This window comes from Chryseobacterium sp. R2ACT005 (assembly GCF_049949215.1).
In the GTDB taxonomy this organism is placed as follows: domain Bacteria; phylum Bacteroidota; class Bacteroidia; order Flavobacteriales; family Weeksellaceae; genus Chryseobacterium.
Map to the genome: position 1 here is coordinate 452,694 of NZ_CP188192.1, position 22,257 is coordinate 474,950.

22 protein-coding genes are annotated in these 22,257 nt (G+C 35.1%); 13 read left to right on the plus strand and 9 right to left on the minus strand.

Annotated elements, in window-relative coordinates:
* Positions 1–3: 3 nt before the first annotated feature.
* The 3 genes from ACPF63_RS02150 to ACPF63_RS02160 form a co-directional block, all read right to left on the minus strand.
* On the minus strand, positions 4–1,314 hold the full coding sequence (locus tag ACPF63_RS02150; RefSeq protein ID WP_077419180.1) for a hypothetical protein: 1,311 nt from the start codon (positions 1,312–1,314) through the stop codon (positions 4–6).
* A gap of 39 nt (positions 1,315–1,353) precedes the next feature.
* Positions 1,354–1,773: a DUF1801 domain-containing protein gene (locus ACPF63_RS02155; protein WP_077419181.1), complete on the minus strand. Its 420-nt coding sequence runs from the start codon at positions 1,771–1,773 to the stop codon at positions 1,354–1,356.
* A gap of 147 nt (positions 1,774–1,920) precedes the next feature.
* Positions 1,921–3,957: a M3 family metallopeptidase gene (locus ACPF63_RS02160; RefSeq protein ID WP_426481825.1), complete on the minus strand. Its 2,037-nt coding sequence runs from the start codon at positions 3,955–3,957 to the stop codon at positions 1,921–1,923.
* Positions 3,958–4,154: 197 nt separating this feature from the next.
* On the opposite strand from ACPF63_RS02160, the gene ACPF63_RS02165 reads away from it, so the two are divergent.
* Positions 4,155–4,679: an SRPBCC family protein gene (locus tag ACPF63_RS02165; protein WP_426481826.1), complete on the plus strand. Its 525-nt coding sequence runs from the start codon at positions 4,155–4,157 to the stop codon at positions 4,677–4,679.
* Between the two features lie 38 nt (positions 4,680–4,717).
* On the opposite strand, the gene ACPF63_RS02170 is transcribed toward ACPF63_RS02165, so the two are convergent.
* On the minus strand, positions 4,718–5,080 hold the full coding sequence (locus ACPF63_RS02170) for a DUF805 domain-containing protein (RefSeq protein WP_077419184.1): 363 nt from the start codon (positions 5,078–5,080) through the stop codon (positions 4,718–4,720).
* Between the two features lie 132 nt (positions 5,081–5,212).
* On the opposite strand from ACPF63_RS02170, the gene ACPF63_RS02175 reads away from it, so the two are divergent.
* The 5 genes from ACPF63_RS02175 (at position 5,213) to rimM (ending at position 8,102) form a co-directional block, all read left to right on the plus strand.
* Positions 5,213–5,662, plus strand: coding sequence for a hypothetical protein (locus tag ACPF63_RS02175; RefSeq protein ID WP_077419185.1), 450 nt, complete (start codon positions 5,213–5,215; stop codon positions 5,660–5,662).
* A 104-nt stretch (positions 5,663–5,766) separates the two neighbouring features.
* Positions 5,767–6,276, plus strand: a complete 510-nt coding sequence (locus ACPF63_RS02180; RefSeq protein WP_426481827.1) for a nitroreductase family protein — start codon at positions 5,767–5,769, stop codon at positions 6,274–6,276.
* Position 6,277: 1 nt separating this feature from the next.
* Positions 6,278–6,862 (plus strand): hypothetical protein, encoded by a 585-nt coding sequence (locus ACPF63_RS02185; RefSeq protein WP_426481828.1) that lies wholly within the window; start codon positions 6,278–6,280, stop codon positions 6,860–6,862.
* Positions 6,863–6,978: 116 nt separating this feature from the next.
* Positions 6,979–7,545, plus strand: a complete 567-nt coding sequence (locus ACPF63_RS02190) for a 30S ribosomal protein S16 (RefSeq protein ID WP_077419187.1) — start codon at positions 6,979–6,981, stop codon at positions 7,543–7,545.
* Positions 7,546–7,559: 14 nt separating this feature from the next.
* Positions 7,560–8,102 carry a ribosome maturation factor RimM gene (rimM, locus tag ACPF63_RS02195; RefSeq protein WP_047386745.1) on the plus strand — a complete coding sequence of 181 codons (543 nt, stop codon included), beginning with the start codon at positions 7,560–7,562 and terminating at the stop codon, positions 8,100–8,102.
* A 41-nt stretch (positions 8,103–8,143) separates the two neighbouring features.
* Here the strand turns inward: rimM and ACPF63_RS02200 are convergent, their stop codons facing one another.
* The 5 genes from ACPF63_RS02200 to ACPF63_RS02220 form a co-directional block, all read right to left on the minus strand.
* The gene (locus ACPF63_RS02200) at positions 8,144–9,871 is read right to left on the minus strand and encodes a serine hydrolase domain-containing protein (RefSeq protein WP_426481829.1); all 1,728 of its coding nucleotides are present in this window, start codon (positions 9,869–9,871) and stop codon (positions 8,144–8,146) included.
* A gap of 20 nt (positions 9,872–9,891) precedes the next feature.
* A complete protein-coding gene (locus ACPF63_RS02205; RefSeq protein ID WP_077419188.1) occupies positions 9,892–10,806 on the minus strand; it encodes a helix-turn-helix domain-containing protein in 915 nt (304 codons plus the stop codon).
* 166 nt (positions 10,807–10,972) lie between these two features.
* The gene (locus tag ACPF63_RS02210; protein ID WP_077419189.1) at positions 10,973–11,812 is read right to left on the minus strand and encodes an SDR family NAD(P)-dependent oxidoreductase; all 840 of its coding nucleotides are present in this window, start codon (positions 11,810–11,812) and stop codon (positions 10,973–10,975) included.
* A gap of 131 nt (positions 11,813–11,943) precedes the next feature.
* The gene (locus ACPF63_RS02215; RefSeq protein ID WP_426481830.1) at positions 11,944–12,750 is read right to left on the minus strand and encodes a helix-turn-helix transcriptional regulator; all 807 of its coding nucleotides are present in this window, start codon (positions 12,748–12,750) and stop codon (positions 11,944–11,946) included.
* On the minus strand, positions 12,747–13,676 hold the full coding sequence (locus ACPF63_RS02220) for a helix-turn-helix domain-containing protein (protein WP_426481831.1): 930 nt from the start codon (positions 13,674–13,676) through the stop codon (positions 12,747–12,749). The genes ACPF63_RS02215 and ACPF63_RS02220 overlap by 4 nt, the downstream gene beginning before the upstream one ends.
* 105 nt (positions 13,677–13,781) lie before the next feature.
* Between ACPF63_RS02220 and ACPF63_RS02225 the strand changes: the two genes are divergently transcribed.
* From ACPF63_RS02225 to rpoN, 7 genes are all read left to right on the plus strand, one after another.
* On the plus strand, positions 13,782–14,432 hold the full coding sequence (locus ACPF63_RS02225) for an LA_2272 family surface repeat-containing protein (RefSeq protein ID WP_077419192.1): 651 nt from the start codon (positions 13,782–13,784) through the stop codon (positions 14,430–14,432).
* Entirely contained in the window at positions 14,429–14,698 is a 270-nt protein-coding gene (locus tag ACPF63_RS02230; protein ID WP_426481832.1) for a hypothetical protein, read from the plus strand. The genes ACPF63_RS02225 and ACPF63_RS02230 overlap by 4 nt, the downstream gene beginning before the upstream one ends.
* Positions 14,676–15,749 (plus strand): fatty acid desaturase family protein, encoded by a 1,074-nt coding sequence (locus ACPF63_RS02235; RefSeq protein WP_426481833.1) that lies wholly within the window; start codon positions 14,676–14,678, stop codon positions 15,747–15,749. Before ACPF63_RS02230 ends, ACPF63_RS02235 begins: the two co-directional genes overlap by 23 nt.
* Before the next feature lie 13 nt (positions 15,750–15,762).
* A complete protein-coding gene (locus ACPF63_RS02240; RefSeq protein ID WP_426481834.1) occupies positions 15,763–16,404 on the plus strand; it encodes a hypothetical protein in 642 nt (213 codons plus the stop codon).
* 153 nt (positions 16,405–16,557) lie between these two features.
* Positions 16,558–18,300, plus strand: a complete 1,743-nt coding sequence (locus tag ACPF63_RS02245; RefSeq protein WP_426481835.1) for a helix-turn-helix domain-containing protein — start codon at positions 16,558–16,560, stop codon at positions 18,298–18,300.
* Positions 18,301–19,060: 760 nt separating this feature from the next.
* Positions 19,061–20,509: an asparagine--tRNA ligase gene (gene asnS / locus ACPF63_RS02250; RefSeq protein WP_426481836.1), complete on the plus strand. Its 1,449-nt coding sequence runs from the start codon at positions 19,061–19,063 to the stop codon at positions 20,507–20,509.
* A 160-nt stretch (positions 20,510–20,669) separates the two neighbouring features.
* A complete protein-coding gene (rpoN, locus tag ACPF63_RS02255; protein ID WP_426481837.1) occupies positions 20,670–22,133 on the plus strand; it encodes an RNA polymerase factor sigma-54 in 1,464 nt (487 codons plus the stop codon).
* The last annotated feature ends 124 nt before the right edge of the window (positions 22,134–22,257 follow it).

Below are 22,257 nucleotides of genomic sequence, written 5' to 3' on the forward strand. Positions count from 1 at the left end.
TTCTCATATTTTTCCTGAAAAATATTTATTCTGTCTTAAAACTTTCGCAAGAAACGGATTTGAAACCATCACCCCATGCACAAGTTCAGGAGTAGGTCTGAATGGGCTTACTCCATGAATTCTCGGAGCAATCCATCCTGATTTTTCAGGATCTATGCCAGCCTCCTTACAGGCATTGACAATAATTTCCTTATTGCAGAAAACTCTTTCCTGAAAAACCTCCCATGGCAAAGGTACATTATTCCAGACTTCTGTATTGGGATCGATCTTGCCGCCAGTAGATAAATGCCATGCGATCACATCGGCTGCCATCAGGCGCATTACTTTTCCAAAACAAAGATCTTCAAGAATAGAATCCAGCCCTAAAGCATAAATCAGGTTCATCCAATTATCTCTGGCTTTATTCCAGGCTCCGGCTGTATTATTCCAGGTGGTGGAATCATTTCCTTTTTTGACAGCCATGGTTTTCCTGTAAATATCATTTTCGTACCAAAGCATCTCCAGAAATCCTGAAATTTCTTCGAGAATAACGGTCCATTTTCCTAATAAATTTCCTTTCTGTTCGTCTGTCAGATGCTGTAAAACTTCCCGGGAAGAGTAGATATAGGAAATAGCTGACCAATTTGTTCCTTCCGAATTTTGTTTGCATCGGTTGAAAAGCATGTCGCATATCTCATCAAAAGGTCTGTCCTGACTTTGATTGGTAAAGGTGCTTCTCAGATTGCTGCGTGCATTAAAATAAGCGATAAAGCAGGCTGTATTCAGATCAGCAGAGAAATCTTCAAAACTGATCGTATGGGAAAGTCCGTGTTTGGAAATTTTCTGAAATTCAATCTTTTTTGATTCGTGAATAAATTTCTGAAGTCTGATTTCAATCCTTTTCAGAAGCCTCCATTTTTTATTATAATTCCGTTTGGAAATATCCATTCCGGCGAGCTTTCTCAAATCTTTATTAAGACGGTCTTTTCTGAAATCATTTTGTCCAACATCTTTATGAATAAGGGAAGAAACTTCTTTCAGAAAAGCTTCAATTTCATCCACATTATTATATCCTGAGTTTTCTTTTTCACTGATTTTAAAAATTTCAACCGCTTTTTTGATTTGTTTTCCTGCACCGATGGCAACTCCAAAAGTTTCAAGCATTGAGGTGTACCCATAGAAACTGTTTTTCAGGGAATGGTTGGCTGCTTTACTTAAAATAGCATGTTCATGAATTTTAAGGTCGCTTTTTATTATATCAACAATCATTTCCGCAACATCTTCAGGACGTTTGCGTTCATCTAAGGTTTTATAAAGCTGTTGGATTGGTGTCATAAAGACAAATTTATAAGATATTTTATGTAAAGGATCTACTTATGCTTTAATCCCATCCAGGATGGCCGCTTTCAGGATTTCAACGTTGATATCTTTCAACGCTTTGAATTTAATGCAATATCCGGTTACACTGGCTTTACCTATTTTATCTCCATAGGTGGCAGACAGATAGGTTTTATCATCAATGTTGAGAACATAAATAGAAATTCCCGTGGTGTTGGCACTCATTCCAATCTGATAGAAATCTCTGGTGTTTCCGTCGGTATACTGTATGGTATAGAATCCATATCCGATATTGGGATTGGAAACTGTTTTATTTTCACTGTTTTTACCATCCAGAAACCACAGCTGGCATGCCGGCATAAGCTCTAGAATGATGTGATGAAGTTCCTGCATATCATTTCGTTTCTTCTCAGGCTGGCTGTTGATATAGTCTTTGATTTGTTCTTCGATAGTCATGTGAAATCAGGAATTTGGTTTGAGTATATTGAACGACTAATTTACAAAATTTCATAAAGCACAATACACGTAATGATGAAACAAAAAAGAACAGCAATTGCTGTCCTTTTTATATTTATTTTTTCTGTCACAATCTGAATGTATATCCTATCCAAATGCTCTTTTCAATAAACTCTCCACTTTCGGCTCACTGCCTCTGAAGTTTTTATACAATTCCATTGGATCTTTTGTTCCCCCTGAAGAAAGCAGTACTTTATATTTGGCAGCAATCTCAGGATTGAAGATTCCGTTTTCTTTGAAATACTGGAAAGCATCCGCATCCAGAACTTCAGCCCATTTATAAGAATAATACCCGGCAGAATATCCGCCCTGGAAAATATGGGAGAAACTTGGGCTCATTGCTGTTTCGGAATTGGAAGGATAAAGAGTTGTTGCTTTGGTATACTTATCTTCAAACTCCTTTACACTTTCATTTTTTAATTCTTCAACTTTTGTATGGTAGTTCATATCCAGAAGTCCGAAACCTAGCTGTCTTAAGGTTTGATAACCTTCCATGAAGTTTTTAGACTGTTCTATCTTTTCAATTTTCTCGTCAGGAAGTACTTCCCCGGTTTTATAATGTTTGGCGAATGTTTTTAAGAACTCAGGTTCATAACAGAAGTTTTCCAGAAACTGAGATGGAAGTTCCACAAAATCCCATTTTACAGAAGTTCCTGACAACGTAGGATATTGGGTATCTGCCATCATTCCGTGAAGAGCATGCCCGAATTCATGGAACAAAGTAGTCACTTCCTGGAATGTCAATAAGCTCGGCGTATCTTTTGTTGGTTTGCTGAAGTTACAAACAATTGAAATATGTGGACGGGAATTTTCACCGTTTTGTTTATACTGATTTTTGTAGCTGGTCATCCATGCACCGGCTCTTTTCCCTTTTCTTGGGAAATAATCAACGTATAATAATGCCTTGTAGCTGTCAGCCTGAGCGGAACCGAAGGCTTCTTTTACTTCATATACTTTTACATCTTCGTGGTATTTCGGAATATCATTTCTTTCCTCAAAAGTCAATCCAAAAAGTTTTCCAGCCAGTCCGAATACAGCTTCCTGTACCTGATTGAGCGGGAAGTAAGGTTTTAATTCCTCATCATTCAGATCAAATTTCTCTTTACGAAGTTTTTCAGCATAGAATGCGTGATCATAGCCTTGCATTTCTTCAATTCCATCAGCTTTTGCTAAAGCTTTTAATTCTTCAATTTCCTTATCAGCATATGGTTTTGCCTTGGCTAAAAGCTCATTCAGAAAATCCAGAACTTTTACCGGAGACTTCGCCATTCTTTCTTCAAGAACAAAATCTGCATAGTTTTTATATCCAATAAGTTCAGCTTTCTGCTGTTTTAGAGTAAGAAGCTCTTTGATCAGATTCTGATTGTCAAACTCTCCGCCGTCAAAAGACTTTTTACCGTTTGCTAATGCCAGTTCCTTTCTCAGTTCACGGTTTTCAGCATACGTCATGAATGGAATATAGCTTGGATATTGTAACGTTACTACCCAGCCTTCAAGGTTTCTTTCCTTAGCTTCCTCTGCATATTGATTAATGATAGCCTCAGGAATGCCCGCAAGATCTTCTTTGTTGGTGATATGTTTGAAATAAGCATTCGTAGAAGCCAAAACATTCTGTCCGAACTGTAAAGATTTTAAAGAAAGATCCATGCTGATTTTCTTTAATGTTTCTTTGTCTTCCTCATTCAATAAAGCTCCGCTTCTTACAAAACCTTTGTAGGTCTCATTTAAAAGCATTTCCTGCTCTTCATTAAGATTATATTTGTCCTTTTCATCATATACTTTTTTGATTTTGTTGAAAAGGGCTTCGTTTTGAGATATTTTTGAAGAATATTCCGTTAAGATCGGAGAAACCTCCTGAGCGATTTGCTGAATTTCATCGCTGGTTTCTGCAGAATTTAAGTTGAAAAAAATATTTGAAACCACATCCAACTGCTCTCCGGAATAGGCCAGTGCTTCGATTACATTTTCGAAAGTAGGTGCTTCAGGATTGTTGACAATAGTATCAATTTCTGCTTCGGATTTTTGTATCAGTTCTTTAAATGCCGGAAGATAATCTTCATTTTTAATGTCACTGAATGGCGCCGAATGGTATGGGGTAGTAAATTTTTCTGTTAAAATATTCATTTTTTGATCTTTATATAAGGTAAATGTAATGATTCATCAGGAATCACAGCTGAAATGCTCAAAAATAATGCCTTACTCACAAGTTATGACAAAAATACTTATCTTTAAATAATCTTGTCATATGGAAAGTGGGAGTGATGTGGGAATATTTAATTTTGAGAACAGATTTAAAATAAATAACCTTAAATATATAGACTATGAAAACACTCTTAAAAATCATCGGTGCCATCATCGTGCTGATTATTATCTATGCTGTAATTGCTATGCTGGCTTTCAGTAAAGATTACCATTATGAAAAATCTATTGTCATCAATGCACCAAAAGATAAAGTATGGCAGCATACCAACTCTTTAAAAGCATACAATACATGGGATCCTTTTTCTAAAGAAATAAAAAATTTCTCTGTTACCTACTCAGGGGCAGGAGACCGGATAGGCGACTCCTATCACTGGACAGGGGATGACAGCGAAGGTGAGCAATCCATTACTGAAATTACACCTAATGAAAAGCTAGGTACCCAGCTTCATTTCATAAAACCTTTTGAAGGTATGGCCAAAAGTAATATTGTACTGACTCCTGAAGGAAGTGGAACAAAAGTAACCTGGATGATTGATAATGAACTGAACACCATGATGAAGATCATGAAGCCTATGATGGACAGTAACATGGATAAAATGTTTGGCCAAGGTCTTGGTGATCTGAAGAAACTTGCTGAAAAATAAAACGAAAGCCTTGTAAATTTTACAAGGCTTTCGTTTTATTACAATTCTTTCTTACCAATCTCGTTGATCGAGTTATAGTTTCCTTCACCCTTAGGATTAGGTCCGTATTCATTGGGTCCGTGGTCACTGTCTGCAAATAACATCCATAAACCATACAAAGGAATTAGTTGAAACCAACCTGAATTTCCTCTGTCATGACATCTTTTTGCTCCCTGTGCAATAAGAAACCAAAGAAATGGAATTAATAAAAGGAAGAAAACTATAGTAACACCCCCGGATGGCTGTTCATTAGTCTGAAAATAAAAATTGAAAGGAACAGAAAACACAAGATATATAAGATATGATAATCCATATTCTGTTCTTCTGATTCTCCCATCAAATGAAAATGGTGCTTTAAACATGGTTGTAGTTTTAAAGAGGCAAAGCTAAAAAAATATTTTTAAAAAGGATGAACTATTTTGCAATCGTTTTTTTATGTTAAGTCAAAGAAATATTATTCTAAAAATATTATCTTTATATAAAGAATCGATTGTATGGAGAAGATTGTATTTGAAAAAAATCATATCAGAGACTTTGTAAAAACTACTATCGCAGAGAAAATTGAAAAGCTTAAAAACTTTATCGAATTTACCCTGGAGGCCAGCCGTGACATCAAAAAAACTCCAAAATATGACAGCATGAGAGAAGAGATGCAGGAGGAGATTTATCAGATGCAGCGACAGCTGGGGGCTTTGAATGATCTTAAAAGAAATATGGCAAAAGTCCTGAATACCTCTACGGAAAGAGTACAGCTTGGCTCACTGGTGATCACCAACAAGGCCCGGTTTTATATATCAGTGTCTTTAGGAGAGTTTTTTTTTGAAGGAGATCGGTTTTATGCCATCTCTCCTGAAAGCCCCATGGCCAAAAAAATGATGGGCATGAAATCAGGCGATGAGTTTACTTTAAATAAAATCCATCAGAAGATTATAGAGGTTTTGTAAAAGTAAAAAGTAATTTTGATAAGCTTCCAGCATCTATCACCCAGCCAAACATTAAACTTCCTTCATCCCGCTTCCTGCTTCTATCTTTTTTGTAATTTTGTTACATGAATAAAGCATCCATTTTAAAAGAAATCATAGAGCAAAGAAGAAGTATTTTCCCAAAAGATTATACTGATACCGAAATATCTCAGGAAGTCATTGATGAAATTTTACATTCAGCAACACTGGCTCCGAATCATAAAAGAACAAAGCCTTGGCGTTTCAAGATCTTCAAAGGGGAAGAAAAAGCAAAACTGGCTTCAGAAATGCAGGCTATCTATAAAGCTACACAATCCGAACAGACTTTTTTGGAGAAAAAATACCAGGATATTGGTTTTAAAATCAATAAATCTGATGCCGTAGTTTCCATTGTTGTCAATTTCAGCGGAATGGTTCCGGAATGGGAAGAAATAGCTGCTGTTTCAATGGCGGTTCAGAACATGTATCTTACCTGCACCGCGAATAATATCGGATGCTATTGGAGTTCTCCCAAAATTGTAGAAGAGTTGAAGGATGCTCTTACTATTGAAGAAAACCAGAAGTGTCTGGGACTTTTCTATATGGGTGTAGTATAAAATGAAGAATATTTACAGAAATTGTAATGAGGAAGATTTGCATGCTGCTTATCTTCATATGACTGATCATACTGGTAAAGTAAATGACGAATTGCGTGAAGCCATCAGTCAGAAATTCAATTATGATGAATTTGTAAAAATAGCTGAATACAGGAAAATCTTAGTTAAAGAAAAAGGAAGAATTTCGTTTGAAGTGCATAATAGAGTGCAGAAAGGGGAGGATATAGATCTTATTCTTAAAAGTACCTCTTCAGAAATGATTGGAAGCAGTGATTTGAAAATTTTTATTCTGGATAAATTTAATCAGTTTTCAAAAGTAAAAGAAAATGATACAATAGATTCAAAAACGATCTATAAAAGCCTTATAGGAATGGTAATAGCATCCGTTACGGGAGTTCTTTTCTTAAAGGCTGTAATCGTGTCTACAGGACAATTTTCATTTTTTTTACTAATACCTGCTTATATCATAAACTATTTTGTAATCTATGGAATTACAGGAAAGACACGAGATAATTTTGTGGTTTTTATGGCTGTTTTAATTTCCGTAATTGTTTCAACCCTTTTATCTTTTGCTATGCTTGGTTAAAAAAATAATTTGAATTTATAAAACTTTTTACCTGGAGCTTTTTACTTCAAACTTTTTTACTATCTTTGCACTCTTAAATATTTAACTGGGACGAGTTCCCGTAAAATTCAAACATTATGTCAGTAAAAATCAGATTACAAAGACACGGTAAAAAAGGAAAACCTTTTTTCCACATCGTGGTTGCAGATTCTAGAGCTAGAAGAGATGGTAGATTCATCGAAAAACTAGGAACTTACAACCCAATTACTAACCCGGCAACTATCGAATTGAACGTTGATTCTGCTGTACAGTGGTTAAACAACGGTGCTCAGCCTACTGATACTGCTAGAGCTATCCTATCTTACAAAGGTGCTCTTTACAAAAAACACTTACAAGGTGGTGTAGCTAAAGGTGCTTTTGACGAAGCTGAAGCTGAAAAAAGATTCAATGCTTGGGTAGAAGCTAAAGATTCTAAAGTACAAGGTAAAGTAGAAGGTTTGGCAACTGCTAAAGCTGATGCTAAGAAAGCTGCTTTAGATGCTGAAGTAAAAGTAAACGAAGCTAGAGTTGCTGCTGCTGCACAAGCTGATGCTGATGCTAAAGCTGCTGAAGAGGCTGCAAACGCACCTGCTGAAGAAGTTGTTGCTGAAGCTACAGAAGGAGAAGCTCCTGCTGCTGAAACTGAAGAAAACACTGAAGCTTAAGACCAAATCCTGTTATGCGTAAAGAAGATTGCTATTTTTTAGGTAAAATCACACGCAGACATGGACTTGCGGGTAACGTCATCCTTAAATTGGATACCGATCAACCCGAGCTTTACAATAAATTGGAATCAATATTCGTTGAAATCAACGGATTATTGGTTCCATTTTTTATTGAAAGATCATCATGGAGCAAATCTGATGCTCTGAATCTTGCATTCAAAAATTCTTCTGAGGCTATGATTGACCAGGTTTTGGGTAAAAATGTTTACCTTCCACTTGCTTCACTGCCTAAACTTTCGGGAAAACAATTCTATTACCACGAGATCATCGGGTATGAAATTTTTGATCAAAATGATAATAACTGTGGAGTGATCAGATCTGTAAACGATCAGACGGCTCAGGTGTACTTCATTACCAATCTGGATGGAAAAGAAGTGGTTATTCCTATGATCAAAGACTGGATTCTTGAAGTTGACAGAGAAGAAAGAATCATAAAAATGGAACTTCCTGAAGGTCTTATTGATGTTTTTCTGGTTCCATCTAAGAAAGACGAATAAGCTTTTCTTCCTCCCTTTATATTACTCATTACTGATTTTTATTACTCATTTTTACTATCCATCATCAAGGCGGGTAAAAGATATTCCTGTACCATTTTTTCTACTTGTGAGTGAGCATAGGGCTTATTGTAAGCTTGTGCGGTAATCACCATTACAACCGGTATCCTGGTGAAGATGATGATTTTGTTTCCACCATTTCCGCTGGATTGGAAAGCTTCATAACTGCTGTTTCCCACAGTATAAACTTTTCTCCAGAATAAATACCCATAGCCTTCAAAATCCTGATGATCAGGAAAATAATTGGTAAAAGATTTCTTAACCCAGTCTTTACTCAAAATAGTTTTACCCTCCCAAACTCCATTGTTGCTGTACAGCTGCCCGAATTTTGCGAAATCAAGTGCTTTCATACGCAGCCCTCCTGCCAGAGAAGGTTTTTGCTGTGGAGTAAACTGCCACTTATAATTGGTGATTCCAAGCGGTTGAAATAACTTTTTATCCGCATAGTTTTTTAAGCCCTGCGGAACTGTTTTATCCAAAATATCTCCGGTTATCACAACGCCAGCTGTGAAGTAACTCCAGTTTTTTCCTGTTACATTCTCTGTCATGGGCAGATTCAATGTGAAATTCACCCAATTTTTGGTAGGATACATGTTTTCTTCATTTCCGGCAGATTCAGAATTTTCATCATTTCCTTCAAATCCGGAACTCATTGTCAATAAACTTTTTATAGTAACATTCTCTTTTTGGGAAGAATGATTTTTAAATTGTCTCAGGTCATAAAATTCTTTCAGGTTTTGATTTTCGCTTTTTAAATATCCCTCCTTTATTGAAATTCCCATTAATGCTGAAGAAAACGATTTTCCTACAGAACGGGTATCCTGCAGAGAATCTCTTCCGGATCCGTTGAAATATTCTTCAAGAAGCAATTTTCCGTCTTTTACAATGACAATTCCGGTTATATTTTTAAACCTGTTTTCTGCAATTTTCTTATTCAGATTTCTGATAGTTTCCGTATTGATCTTTGCCTGAGAAACCTTCCATTCACTGCTGGGCTGGATGGACTGAACAGCGATCTGCTTTTCCGAAATATTTTGGGAAGGAATACTGAGATTAATCTGGCCTTCTGCTATAACAGGTCCTGTCTTGATTGTAGAAGTATTGAGATACGGACGCATTTCAATCTTTAAAATATGATTTCCTTCCGTGAGAGCATCAATTCCGTTGTGGGCCATATAAAAGCGTATCCATAGATATCTTCCCCACGAATCTTCGTTTTTATTGCTGAGAAGAGGAATTCTCAATGTAGTTTTGGCTTTTTTATTTTCTGCTGTACCTGCACCCGTATTGAGATTTTCTTTATAAATCAGCTTCCCATCTACATAAAATGAGAATTGATAATTTCCTTTTTTCAATAGTTCATCAACAGTCCAATTGGGTTCAAGCTGATGAAGGTAGTTGACAAGAGAATTGTCAAAAAAAGCATGAATTCCAAGATCTCCGTTTTCCTGAAACACAGAAGAAGTGAGAAAGTCCGAATCTTTTAAGTTTTCAAGGGCAACGGCTTTGTTAAGGAAAACAATTTTTCCGGTATATTTTTTTTGAATTGGATTTTCAATTTTTTCAGGATCAATTATATTTTTATTTTGTCCCTGATAAATATAAAATGTGAAAATAAAGATCAATAGTAGAACTGGTTTCATTGCAGGAAGTATTTCAACAAAAGTAGCAAACTTCTTAATGGTAAAATAGAATGAAATTAACATTGCCATTTTATTATTTGCCGTGTATTCTAATTGAAAAGCTTTCTAAATTCTCCCGGAGACTGATTCGTCTTTTGTTTAAAGAGTTTACTGAAAGACTGTGGATGTTCAAATCCCAGTTCATAAGCAATTTCACTTACTGATAAACTTGTGGTACTCAAACGTTCTTTGGCAGAATCAATCAGCTTATTCTGAATGTGCTGCTGGGTGTTTTGCTGCGTGTGAAGTCGTAGAAGTGTTCCCAGATAATTGGGCGAAATATTCATTTGTTCGGCAATGGTTTTTACCGATGGAATTCCGGTTTCAAGAAGATTTCCACTTTCGAAATATTGGGAAAGAATATCTTCAAACTTGTATAATAATTCGTGGCTTGATTTTTTTCTGGTGAAAAATTGACGTTCATAAAAACGGTCAGAGTAGACCAGTAATAATTCAATTTGGGCAATGATCAGTTCCTGCGTAAATCTATCTGTATTTGACTGATATTCCCGTTCAATATTTTTAAAAATATCAACAAGGATTTTCTCTTCTTTATCAGAAAGAAAAAGAGCTTCTTTTACCTGATAACTGAAAAAATCATAAGACTTTATTTTCTTGGTTAATGAAGTGTTCCACAGAAAATCGGGATGAATCAGCAATAGAAATCCGGTAGGCTCTACTTCAATATCCTGTCTTATTTCCAGACTTAAAAACTGCTGTGGAGAAACAAAACATAATACACCCGAATCAAAATCATATTGCTGCTGCCCGTAATTGAATTTTGGAGTAACATTTTTCTTCAAACCAATTGAATAAAAATTCTGAATCCATTTCAATTCGTCATTATCCACAACATAGCGGACTTTACTGTAATCTATCACACTGATCAGCGGATGCTCAGGATTGGGAAGACTGCAGAAGGCATGAAAATCTGAAATGGAATTAAAACGAACAGGCTGTTTCATAATAGCGAAGTTAGTTGTTTTTTGAAAAAAATATAACGTATTGATTCAAATGTCTTCGACTTCGGTCAGGATGATTTCTAAAGTTTTATATTTAATTCATCCGATTAAATTAAAATAGTAAGTATTAGGAATGTCATCCTGAGCGGAGTCGAAGGATAGTATCAAATTAAATCGCAGTGGAAACAGTCAGACTTTCCCATTTTTCAGCGTCTTTCTTTAAAATATCAATTTTGTTATTCAGAAATTCTATCGTTCCGACACCCAATAATAAATGTACAGGCGGATTTTTCTCTTTACTGATCTGGATCAGTACATCAGCTGCTTTTTCCGGATCATTAGGCTGATTTCCGTTGATGTCATTAAGATGGGCCTGTTCAGAATTTCTTGCCGCTTCATAAGCCTGAATAGGATTAGAAGGTGTTTTCACAGAATCTTTAGTTAAAAAATCTGTGCGGAAATATCCAGGATACACAACGGTAGCATGAATTCCGAAATCTTTTACTTCTTCAGCCAAAGCTTCAGTAAATCCGGCAACAGCAAATTTTGTTGAACAGTAAATTCCCCAACCCGGAAAATTAGCAGAATACCCTCCAACAGAAGAAATATTGAAGATGTTTCCGGATCTTTGCTCACGGAGATAAGGCATCGCATTTCTGATTACATTTAAGGTTCCGAAAACATTCACCGCATAATTTTCTCTTGCCTCTTCATCTGAAAGCTCTTCCAAGGTCCCGATTTGTCCATAACCAGCATTGTTGACAACTACATCAATTCGTCCGAAATGTTCAACCGTTTTGGCAATAGCAGATTTTATATCGTTGTTGTCTGTGATGTTTACGCTAAGCGGAAGGAAGTTTTCAGAAGTTTCTCCGATGGTGGAGATCAGGGATTCAACGGTACGGCTTGTTGCAGCAACCTGAAATCCTTCGGATAATAATTTTTTTACCAACTCGAATCCTAAGCCTTTTGAAGCTCCTGTCACGAACCATACTTTTTTTGTTTCCATTTTTAAATATTTTTTTGTTTAAATGATGGTACAAAGATGAAAAGTTACAGAAGGGAAAATGTATCCAAATCGGGGAATGATGTATCCAAATCGTGAATGGTGATTTTTATATCATTTAAATTCAGATAGATCTAATGAATTTTCAAAAGATTCCTGTATTTCAAAGGGGTAATTCCGATATTTTCTTTAAAACATCTGGTAAAATGACTCTGATCTGAAAAGCCGCATTCCATGGCAATATCCGTTAAAGAATGGGGCAAAGTAAGCAGTTCAAGTGATTTATTAAGTTTTAATTTTCTGAGGTATTCGCCCAGATTACAGTGGAAATATTTATGGAAATCCCTGCTGAGATGAATAGGATGGATGTTCAGTGTTTTAGAAAGCTCCGTAAGATTGAGACTTTCTGTAAAGCTTTCATGTAAAATTTCATTGATCTGACGTACCCAGACTGGCTTTCTATCAACTATTTTCTTCTGATGGGTCAATTGACTGAAAAGATGCAATAGTAACTGATTGACGGCTATTTCAAAAGATAAATCATTGGTTTTCGTTTCTTTGAACATTTGATAAACCAATAGTTTCAGATTGGGATCTTTTATATTGAAACTGCCTTCCACTTTATTTTTCTGAATGTCAAAATGATCAAACCAACTTTGCGAGAGTTCGATGTGAAATCCTCTTGTAAAAATATCCGGTTTAATATTGTAATGCGGATCTTCCCAATGATGGTACAATAATGTTCCAGCAGAACAGCCATAAGTTTCTTTTCTGTTTCCTTCTGTCATATTGCCCTGAAGCAAAAAAGTGAAGTAGGCATTTTCATGATAATGCCAGTCTACGAAAGGATGTGTATACTCCGTATCAGTGATAGTCAATCCTTCTAAATTGACCATTTGATTGGTTTCTCCAAAATATTCGCCTTTACGAAGAGTATTCATGATAAATTTTGTTTTAATCGGTCAATCTGTTCATACATTTTATTAAAGAACATTTTCCTTTCCCGGTTTCCGGATTCGTTCAGTGATCTGGAGTTTTTGATCTGATGCTCAAAATAACTCAGAGAATCTTCACAGGTGATTTTATCATTGGTCATCATATATCCAAACATGCTGAAAGGAACGAAAAAGGAACATTGCTGCTCATTTTTGAATAAAATACTGTTGTTTAAAATTACTAAATCATTCACATATATCTGGAAATTAGTTTTTTCCAGTGTTTTAATTTCGAGACCTTCCAGTAGTTTTCTTAAGTCATCCAGAATAAGATCTACATCATTTTTCTTTAATAATCCCATCTCATAGTAGAAGGAAATTTGTCTCAAAGCGCTCATAATGGTGGTGTCATTCCAGATTTCGGTTACGTTTTGTTTATCATAAAGATCTTTCAGCATGTCATTTTTTACTGAATGATATTCCATATTAAACTCATGAAAAGGACTTAGAAATTTGTCCTGGTTCAGTAAATTCATCCAGACATAAAACTTAAAACGGGATAGCATTGAGCCTGAAATGGTATAAAAAAACGGGATGTCTTTTGCGGAATAAAATACTTTAGAATTGGTGATATCCTGAAAAACATTTAAAATTTTCAACGAGTTTTCGAAATAGTTTAAAAGATCTTCGGTGGTTCTTACCGGTTGTGTTCTTTTGACAACCAATTGATTTTCTGTTCCCAGGAACTGATCCAGTGAGATCTGATAGTATTTGGCAAGCTCCAGCGCTTCTTCAAAGCTGAACTTGGCTTTCAAAGAAGTTCTTCTGTGGGCCGCATCATAACTGATATTGAGAATGTTGGCAATCTCATCATTTAAAGATCTTTTCCCGATTTTTCTTCGGATTTCCTTCAACAGAGCTTCCTGGTGCATAGTTTTGTGATTTTCACAAATGTAGTATTTTTTTTAATTTTTTTTCACATTCGGAACTGTGCTTTCTGCTGATAATTTTGAAATGTAATTTTAAAATAATGAGTTATGAAAACACGGATTTTATTTACAGCAGTTCTTTTATTCAATAGTCTGGCTTATGCATCAGACAGTTTAAAAGCAGATTCTTTGAAACCGAGATTGATAGCAGCTTCTCCTTCAAAGAATGTAAGAAACGTCAACGGAATTTTATTTAAATATTATGATCAGGAAGATCATTTTAAGCCTAAAAAAGTAAATGGATTAGGCCTTGGGTTCAATGTTGTAGGTATTTTTCTTCCTCCGCTGATGCTTTTCACTTTACAGTCACCAGGAAGCTGGAGTCTTGATGATGATTATGTAGTAGTTCCCCGTGAAAAGATGAATAAAATCAATGGACTTCAATTGTCTCTGATCAATATGGAACCTACCGTCACCAATGGTCTGGAGATTAATGTTTCTAGTAATATTAATACACATGCGGTGACTAACGGGATGTCTGTTTCTCCATTTTTTAATCTTCATCATGAAATGAAAGGAATTTCTGTAGCGCCATTGGCTAATGTTGGTCAGAAATGCAGGGGAATACAGATTGGTTTATACAATAAATGTGAGGATTTCAGAGGAATACAGATCGGTGGATGGAATGAAAACGGAAAGAGAAAACTTCCCCTCATCAACTGGAATTTCAAGAAACAGAAAACAAATAAGACGCTATGAAAAAGTTTGTTGTAATCACTGCACTATTTCTTTGTGGCTTTCTGAAAGCTCAGTTTGAAGAAATCAAAGAGAAAAAATGGCTAGTTATGAAGTTTCGCCCAAAGCAGGGATCAATTTCTATCACTTCTTTTGTGCCGAATTTGGGTACAACTTCGAATATAATACCTATAAACCTTTTCCTATTAAAGGATTCCGGTGTGGTATGGGAATTAATCTTGTCTTTTAATGATAAACACAATGATTATGAAACCAAAAATCAGATTTAAAAAAGCAACCTCTCCTTTCTATTCAGAATTGCGTGAAGAGGTGAAAGTATTACTGACAGATGAAGTGACAAAAAAAGCTGGCAGATTGATGATTACGAAATTTTTGTTTTACGCTTTGAGCTTTCTGCTGTTATATGCTAATCTTTTCAATCCTTATATGGAAGGTAAGAATTGGCTGGTCGCCTTGAATTATATTGTCTTAGGTCTTACAGGGATATTATTGGCCTTTAATTGTGCTCATGACTGTGTACACAATACATTTTCCAGGTATAAAAAAATGAATCAGATTATTTATTATATCACCTTTAACCTGCAGGGAGTGAATGCAAGACTGTGGAGAAAAAGGCATATTGCATCCCATCATGTGTTTCCTAATGTGGATGGCTGTGATGCGGATATTGATGATAATATTTTTTTACGGCTGTCTGCGCATCATCCAAAAAGGAGGATCCATGCTTACCAGCATTTATATGCTACTGTACTGTATTGCTTTTACACTTTGCATTGGATTGTGATCAAAGACTTTATTTATATCAGGAAAAAAGAGCTGGCTAACCTTAGAAATCAGACCCATACATATATGTCTGTAGTGGAAGTTATTTTTTTAAAATTCGCTTACTTCACTTATATGTTGGTTTTACCCGTTTTTTTTTCCTCCATTCCGGTGATGACTATTCTCTTCTCGTTCATCATTATGCATATTACAATTTCGTTATTCTTTGTGCTGACTTTGATTATTTCCCATCTGAGTCTTGAAACAGATTTTCCGAAAGCTGATGATGAAGGTTATCTTCCCTATGATTACTATGAACATCAGCTGGCTGTATCTCTTGATTATCATCCAACCAGCAGATTGGCCAACTGGATTTTTGGAGGATTTAACTCGCATGCAGCACATCATCTTTTTCCGGGCTTGCCACACACGGTTTATACCATTATTACTCCAGCCATCAGAAAAGCAGCGGCCAGAAACAATTTTCCATATCATGAGAAAAGTATTGTGGATGCTGTAGTTTCACACTATCAATATCTCAGAAAATTAAGTAAATGATAAATATTAAACCATGAAAAATTATAAACTGATCTTATTTTTATTGATGTTGCCAGCGCTTATTTTTTCACAAAATGTTGCAGCCGATACATTAAAGACCAATAGTGAAGATTCTTTTGATTATAAAAAATATTATGACTGCGATTTTGGAGAAGGGAATGTTTTATTAGTGATCAAAAAAGGAAAAGAATTTACAGACCTTACAGATTTAAGAAAATCAGGGAAGGGATTTGCGATTAAAATGGAAGCTATATACAGTATGGAATTTAATGACGGGAAAAGATATGAATCAAGTGTAGTGAAAAAAATTACACAGGACAGTCTTTCGATCACGAATTTTTTTAACGAAAATGCAGCCAAACTTGCGGGACAACCCTTCACGTTGATTACTTATCCTCTTTCCTCTTTAAAATATGTCCGTTTTATTGATGACCGGATGCTGTCTTTGTACGGTAAAAAGAATGTCCAGAAAAATTTTGATCTGATCGTAAAGAAAATGGACCATGCGAAAATGTGTCCTGCTATTATTCAGTTTAAAGACAGAAACGGAGAGATGAAAGTCTGTCATTTTTATCTTACATCTCAGGGCTACGATCTTTTGTATGAAAACAATGGGAGAGTGTATTATCTGGAAGGTAGAGTAGAATGGAAATAATTTCTGAAGAGAGTGCGGTCTTCATACTATATTCTCTTTTGTGAGTTTATCAGCATTGGTTTTAATAAAATTATTCCCCATTCACGGAAAAAAATAAAAGGATTGGTGTATCTACTGAAGAAAAATAATATTTTTGTAATATAGCTAGGATGAATGATGAAAATAAAACTTTTACTACTGTTTTTGATTATCGGGAATGTGTTCTGTCATTCACAAACCCATGATATAGAAAAAAATATCCCCGAACACCGTACTTATGAAGAATTGGAAAAAGAATTCTATGGCAGCCGTGCGGGAGAAGGAAACAGTAAAAGTATTGCAGACTCATATCTTAAAAAGGGAAAATCTGAAAAAAATATCAGTCATATTGCTGAGGGATATGTTATGCTTCATTTTGACGAAGACTTACCCAATGCTTTAAAATATCTTGACAGCTTACAGCATATCACCCAAAATTCTAAAGAAAATACCTATCCGGCCAGAACTTATCTTTTAAGAGGAAATCTTTATTTTAGAAATGATAATCTTCAGTCTGCATTGAATAATTATATCTTAGGGCTGAAGTATGCAAAAGAGAAAGGAAATAAGAGGCAGATTGCCATGGCACACATCAGTATTGCCTATCTGAATAATTATATTGGAAAACACGCGGAAACAGCTAAAGTATTAAGACATTATGCCTATGATGCTGATTATATGAATGAGGTTGAGAAAAACTCTCTCAAACTGAATCTGGCTGATGCTTACATAGAAATTAATAAAATGGATTCTGCGTATGTATTGATACAGAGTGGCTTACAGGATTCCAAAAAAAATAATGATGTTTACCGCTATTATCAGAATCTTGGACTGCTGGGATATTATCATCTGCATTCAAAAAATTATCAGAAAGCTATTGATGGTTTATTGGAGTGTGAAAAATATTTTTTCACCAATAATAGTGGTAGTAAAAGAAACCAGCATTATACTCTTTTATATTTAGGGAAATCCTATGCCGGGCTTCAGGAAAAGGAAAAAGCTGTAGACTTTTTCCGGAAGATTGATTCTATGGTTCTTAAAACAAATTATATCTATCCGGAGCTGAGAGATGTATATACTTACCTGATTGATTATTATAAAGAAAACGGTGATAAAGAAAAACAACTGTATTATGTGGATCGCTTTTTAAAAGTTGATCAGGTTCTGGATACTCAATTCAGATATATTTCCAGAGAGCTTCCGAGAAGATATGATACTCCGGAACTACAGCAGGAGAAAGAAAATATTACCAATGAGCTTACAAAAAGAAAAAGTCTCTTTTATATTGTTTTAAGTCTTTTGCTGATATCACATTTATTATTTATCAACTTTTATTTCAAATACAAAAAATCAGAAAAAAATTATAAAAAGATTGCCCAGGATCTGATCCAGTCTGTTAATGAAAACAGAGTAGGAAAGAATAAAGATTCTGAATTCAAAAAAGAAACCCTGTCTGAGCCTCTTCCGATAGAAAATACAGTAAATTCAGAAGACAGAACTACCAGAACAATCTCAGAAGATATTGCCCAAACCATTTTAAGAGAACTTGAAATCTTTGAAAACAAAGACCAGTTTTTAAATAAAGGAATTACATTGGGAAGTCTCGCCAAAAAGATAAAAACAAACTCTAAATATCTGTCGGAAATTATCAATACTTACAAAGGGAAAAATTTTGCAACATACCTCAACGATCTCCGTATTGATTATGCCATCAGCAGATTGGCCAATGACAGAAAATTCAGGTCCTATAAAATTCCATTTATCGCAGAAGAATTAGGGTATAATAATGAGCAGGCTTTCACTTTAGCCTTCAAAAAACGAACCGGAACCCCTCTTTCCATCTATTTGAAAGAGATTGAAAATATGTCTTCAAATTAGGTTTAATTTATTGGTATTCATTTACTTTGTGTTTATAAATTCATGATTTTATGTATATAAATTTATGAATCTATAGATCATATACTTGTTTCATTATTCCACTTCCTGCATCTTTGCTTCAGGTAAAAACACAACCATTTATTTTGTATGTGCACAATACAAGATATCATTCCAGACTATTGATTAATTAAAAAATTAAATCAGGAATTGTATCATAAAAATTAATAATGAAGTGGATAAGAACCAAAAATAATAACCTGAAAATAAAATGTAAATAATGAGATAATTGTTCAAAAGTTTAGAAATATAAAAGTGTAGTGATCATTAAAAATCATAAACAGTTAAAAACAAAATCCAGTGGTGAATCCGCCACACAGTTTAAAAGTATAGTATATTCTAAAAATGGATGTATGACCGGGTAATTTACCACGGAGTTATCACTTAAAAACTAATAACCATTTCAATAAAACTAATTCCATGAAAACTCAGAGTAAAATAAAATTTTATTCTTTTTAAAAGTGATAGTGTAAGTGTGTTCATTCCGTGTCAATACGGATTTTATTGAAGTTCAGGACAATATTGAGTGGAAATGTAACCTGAAAATGAAGAAGAGTCTGCAGCAGAAAACGGGTGAATTCCCTGAACTCAAAGTTTAAATACTCGTTAAATGATTTTTAAAGACGGCGCAATCATCAAGTTGCGCTGTTTTTTTGTAACTTTGCGGACATTAATTTTTATATAAAAAATTTATCATCAACAAATGAAAAAGCAAACGATCAAAGAAGTCCTAAAGGATTACAAGAAAGTATTACATCATGACATTACAGTTTACGGATGGGTAAGATCATTCCGTGCAAATCGCTTTATTGCACTTAATGATGGTTCTACGATTAATAATTTGCAGATAGTTGTTGATTTCGAAAATTTTGATGAAGCAATCATCAAGAATATCAGTACTGCTTCTTCCCTGAAAGTAGTGGGTGAAGTAGTGGAAAGCCAGGGAGCAGGACAGTCTGTGGAAATTATCGCTAAAAAGATTATTGTTTTAGGAGATAATTTTACAGAAGAACTTCAGAGTACAATTCTTCAGCCTAAGAAACACAGTCTTGAAAAACTTCGTGAGCAGGCGCACTTAAGATTCAGAACAAACCTTTTCGGTGCAGTGTTCAGAGTGCGCCATGCAGTAAGCTTTGCGGTTCACTCGTTCTTCAACCAGAACCAGTTCTTCTATATCAACACACCGGTTATTACAGGAGCAGATGCAGAAGGAGCAGGTGAAATGTTTGGAGTAACCAATTTTGACCTGAACAATATGCCGAGAACTGAGGAAGGAGATATTGATTTTACACAGGATTTCTTCGGTAAAAAAACAAACCTTACCGTTTCAGGACAGCTTGAAGGAGAAACTGCAGCCATGGGATTAGGAAGAATCTATACATTCGGACCTACTTTCCGTGCTGAAAATTCTAACACCACAAGACACCTTGCAGAATTCTGGATGATTGAGCCGGAAGTTGCTTTCAACAACCTTGAAGACAATATCGACCTTGCGGAAGATTTCTTAAAATATGTAATCCAGTATGTATTGGATAACTGTAAAGATGATCTTGAATTCTTAGATAACCGTTTTGCAGAAGAACAGAAAACAAAACCGGAAAAAGAAAGAGCAAAAGAAGGTCTTATCGAAAAACTTCAGAATGTAGTGGCTAAGCGTTTCAAGCGTGTAAGCTATACAGAAGCAATCGAAATCCTATTGAACTCGAAAGAAAATAAAAAAGGAAAATTTGCTTACCCGGTTGAAAGTTGGGGAACAGATCTTCAGTCTGAGCATGAAAGATATCTTGTTGAAAAACATTTTGAAAGCCCGGTCGTATTATTTGATTATCCGAAAGAGATCAAAGCTTTCTATATGAAACTGAACGATGACAATAAAACCGTTGCAGCTATGGATGTTCTTTTCCCTGGTATCGGTGAAATCATCGGTGGATCAGAAAGAGAAGCAAGACTAGATGTTTTAAAACAGAAAATGGCAGATATGCATGTAGATGAACATGAGCTTTGGTGGTATCTTGATACCAGAAAATTCGGTTCTGTGCCGCATGCAGGCTTTGGTTTAGGACTTGAGAGATTAGTTCTTTTCGTAACAGGAATGACGAATATCAGAGATGTGATTCCTTTCCCAAGAACGCCGAAAAGTGCTGAATTCTAGAACAATAAAAAAAAGCCTTAATCACAAGTTAAGGCTTTTTTTATTTTTCAATAGTTTATTAAGATGGGATGTATCATGCAAAAATCATGCTAAATACGTTTTTTATCAAATAAATTTATTAAATTCGTAGAATATGTTATGTTAAAACGCAAATAAGAATATGCTTAAACAACACTTACAACTCAAATTAGGACAAAAGCTGGCCCCTCAGCAAATCCAGTTGATGAAGCTTATTCAACTTCATACTCTTGAATTTGAAGAGGAGTTGGAGAGAGAGTTAGAAGAAAACCCGGCTTTGGAAATTGCGAAAGAAGATTCTAAGGAAGATGAATACTCTTCCCTGGAAGATGCTTATAAGGATGAGGGTACAGAAAGCATTGAAACAGATTTCGACGTCAATGAATATATCTATGACGATGAACCGAGCTATAAAACTGCATCCAGCAACTATTCTCCGGATGATGAAGAATTTGACAACGAAAGCCTTCTCACGGAGGGACAGTCCTTATATGACTATCTTACAGAACAGATTCACCTGATTAATATCAGTGATGAAGATCTTAAGATTGCAGAATACCTTATCGGGAACTTAGATACAGACGGATATCTTAGAAGAGAAATCAAGTCTATTGTTGATGATCTGGCTTTCTCACAAGGAATTTATACAACTAAAGAAAAAGTTGAGGATATTCTGGAGAACTATGTTCAGAAACTGGATCCATCTGGAGTAGGAGCAAGAGGCCTGCAGGAATGTTTATTGCTGCAAATTGAAAAGAAAGTAAGCTCAGATAAAGCAGTTTCTTTAGCTGCCAATATTTTGAGACATCAGTTTGAAGCCCTGACGAATAAGCATTACAATAAGATCATTCAGAAATATGATATTGAAGAAGAAGATCTGAAAGATGCACTGGACGAAATCTCAAAATTATCCCCGAAAGTAGGTGGGAACTTCGATACACAAACAATTACAATTAATCAGGAAATTATTCCGGATTTTGTGATTCAGGTAAAAGACGGATTAGTGATTCCTATGCTTAACAGCAAAAATGCACCTACTTTAAGAGTTTCTGAAGAATATAAAGATATTCTGACTACTTATTCCCATGATAAAAATTCGTCAGAGCATAAGCAGGCTGCATTATTTATCAAACAGAAACTGGATGCTGCAAAATGGTATATTGATGCTATTAATCAACGTCAGAATACCTTATTACAGACGATTACAGCGATTGTGAAATTCCAGAAGGATTATTTCATTACCGGAGACGAAAAGTCTCTGAAACCAATGATTCTGAAGGATGTCGCAGATATTACAGGATTTGATATTTCCACGATTTCAAGGGTGGTAAAAAGTAAGTATGCAGATACCCCTAACGGGATTGTATATCTTAAAGACCTGTTCTCAGACAGCTTAACGAATGATGATGGAGAGGAAGTTTCTACTAAAGAAATAAAAACCCACCTTCAGGAAGTAATCAGTAAAGAAAACAAAAGAAAGCCGCTTACCGATGATGCATTAGTGGTAATTCTAAAGGAACAGGGTTATAATATTGCCAGAAGAACGATTGCGAAATATCGTGAACAGCTCAATATTCCTGTCGCAAGATTAAGAAAAGAACTTTAAAAATATAAAAAAGCATTTCAATTTGGAATGCTTTTTTTATTATTGAATTTGTACTTGTTTAAAGTTTTCATTCCTTCTTTTTTAAGATAACAAGTTTTTATCAACAATTTCAGTACCGTATTTC

What these genes read in the sequence shown, in the direction of transcription:
- ACPF63_RS02150 (WP_077419180.1), bottom strand. Translation starts at nt 1,314, where the DNA reads ATGACACCAATCCAACAGCTTTATAAAACCTTAGATGAACGCAAACGT.
- ACPF63_RS02165 (WP_426481826.1), top strand. Translation starts at nt 4,155, where the DNA reads ATGAAAACACTCTTAAAAATCATCGGTGCCATCATCGTGCTGATTATT.
- ACPF63_RS02225 (WP_077419192.1), top strand. Translation starts at nt 13,782, where the DNA reads ATGAAAACACGGATTTTATTTACAGCAGTTCTTTTATTCAATAGTCTG.
- ACPF63_RS02220 (WP_426481831.1), bottom strand. Translation starts at nt 13,676, where the DNA reads ATGCACCAGGAAGCTCTGTTGAAGGAAATCCGAAGAAAAATCGGGAAA.
- ACPF63_RS02215 (WP_426481830.1), bottom strand. Translation starts at nt 12,750, where the DNA reads ATGAATACTCTTCGTAAAGGCGAATATTTTGGAGAAACCAATCAAATG.
- asnS (WP_426481836.1), top strand. Translation starts at nt 19,061, where the DNA reads ATGAAAAAGCAAACGATCAAAGAAGTCCTAAAGGATTACAAGAAAGTA.
- ACPF63_RS02205 (WP_077419188.1), bottom strand. Translation starts at nt 10,806, where the DNA reads ATGAAACAGCCTGTTCGTTTTAATTCCATTTCAGATTTTCATGCCTTC.
- ACPF63_RS02245 (WP_426481835.1), top strand. Translation starts at nt 16,558, where the DNA reads ATGATGAAAATAAAACTTTTACTACTGTTTTTGATTATCGGGAATGTG.
- ACPF63_RS02160 (WP_426481825.1), bottom strand. Translation starts at nt 3,957, where the DNA reads ATGAATATTTTAACAGAAAAATTTACTACCCCATACCATTCGGCGCCA.
- ACPF63_RS02235 (WP_426481833.1), top strand. Translation starts at nt 14,676, where the DNA reads ATGAAACCAAAAATCAGATTTAAAAAAGCAACCTCTCCTTTCTATTCA.
- ACPF63_RS02200 (WP_426481829.1), bottom strand. Translation starts at nt 9,871, where the DNA reads ATGGCAATGTTAATTTCATTCTATTTTACCATTAAGAAGTTTGCTACT.
- ACPF63_RS02210 (WP_077419189.1), bottom strand. Translation starts at nt 11,812, where the DNA reads ATGGAAACAAAAAAAGTATGGTTCGTGACAGGAGCTTCAAAAGGCTTA.
- rpoN (WP_426481837.1), top strand. Translation starts at nt 20,670, where the DNA reads ATGCTTAAACAACACTTACAACTCAAATTAGGACAAAAGCTGGCCCCT.
- ACPF63_RS02240 (WP_426481834.1), top strand. Translation starts at nt 15,763, where the DNA reads ATGAAAAATTATAAACTGATCTTATTTTTATTGATGTTGCCAGCGCTT.
- rimM (WP_047386745.1), top strand. Translation starts at nt 7,560, where the DNA reads ATGCGTAAAGAAGATTGCTATTTTTTAGGTAAAATCACACGCAGACAT.
- ACPF63_RS02185 (WP_426481828.1), top strand. Translation starts at nt 6,278, where the DNA reads ATGAAGAATATTTACAGAAATTGTAATGAGGAAGATTTGCATGCTGCT.
- ACPF63_RS02175 (WP_077419185.1), top strand. Translation starts at nt 5,213, where the DNA reads ATGGAGAAGATTGTATTTGAAAAAAATCATATCAGAGACTTTGTAAAA.
- ACPF63_RS02155 (WP_077419181.1), bottom strand. Translation starts at nt 1,773, where the DNA reads ATGACTATCGAAGAACAAATCAAAGACTATATCAACAGCCAGCCTGAG.
- ACPF63_RS02230 (WP_426481832.1), top strand. Translation starts at nt 14,429, where the DNA reads ATGAAAAAGTTTGTTGTAATCACTGCACTATTTCTTTGTGGCTTTCTG.
- ACPF63_RS02190 (WP_077419187.1), top strand. Translation starts at nt 6,979, where the DNA reads ATGTCAGTAAAAATCAGATTACAAAGACACGGTAAAAAAGGAAAACCT.
- ACPF63_RS02170 (WP_077419184.1), bottom strand. Translation starts at nt 5,080, where the DNA reads ATGTTTAAAGCACCATTTTCATTTGATGGGAGAATCAGAAGAACAGAA.
- ACPF63_RS02180 (WP_426481827.1), top strand. Translation starts at nt 5,767, where the DNA reads ATGAATAAAGCATCCATTTTAAAAGAAATCATAGAGCAAAGAAGAAGT.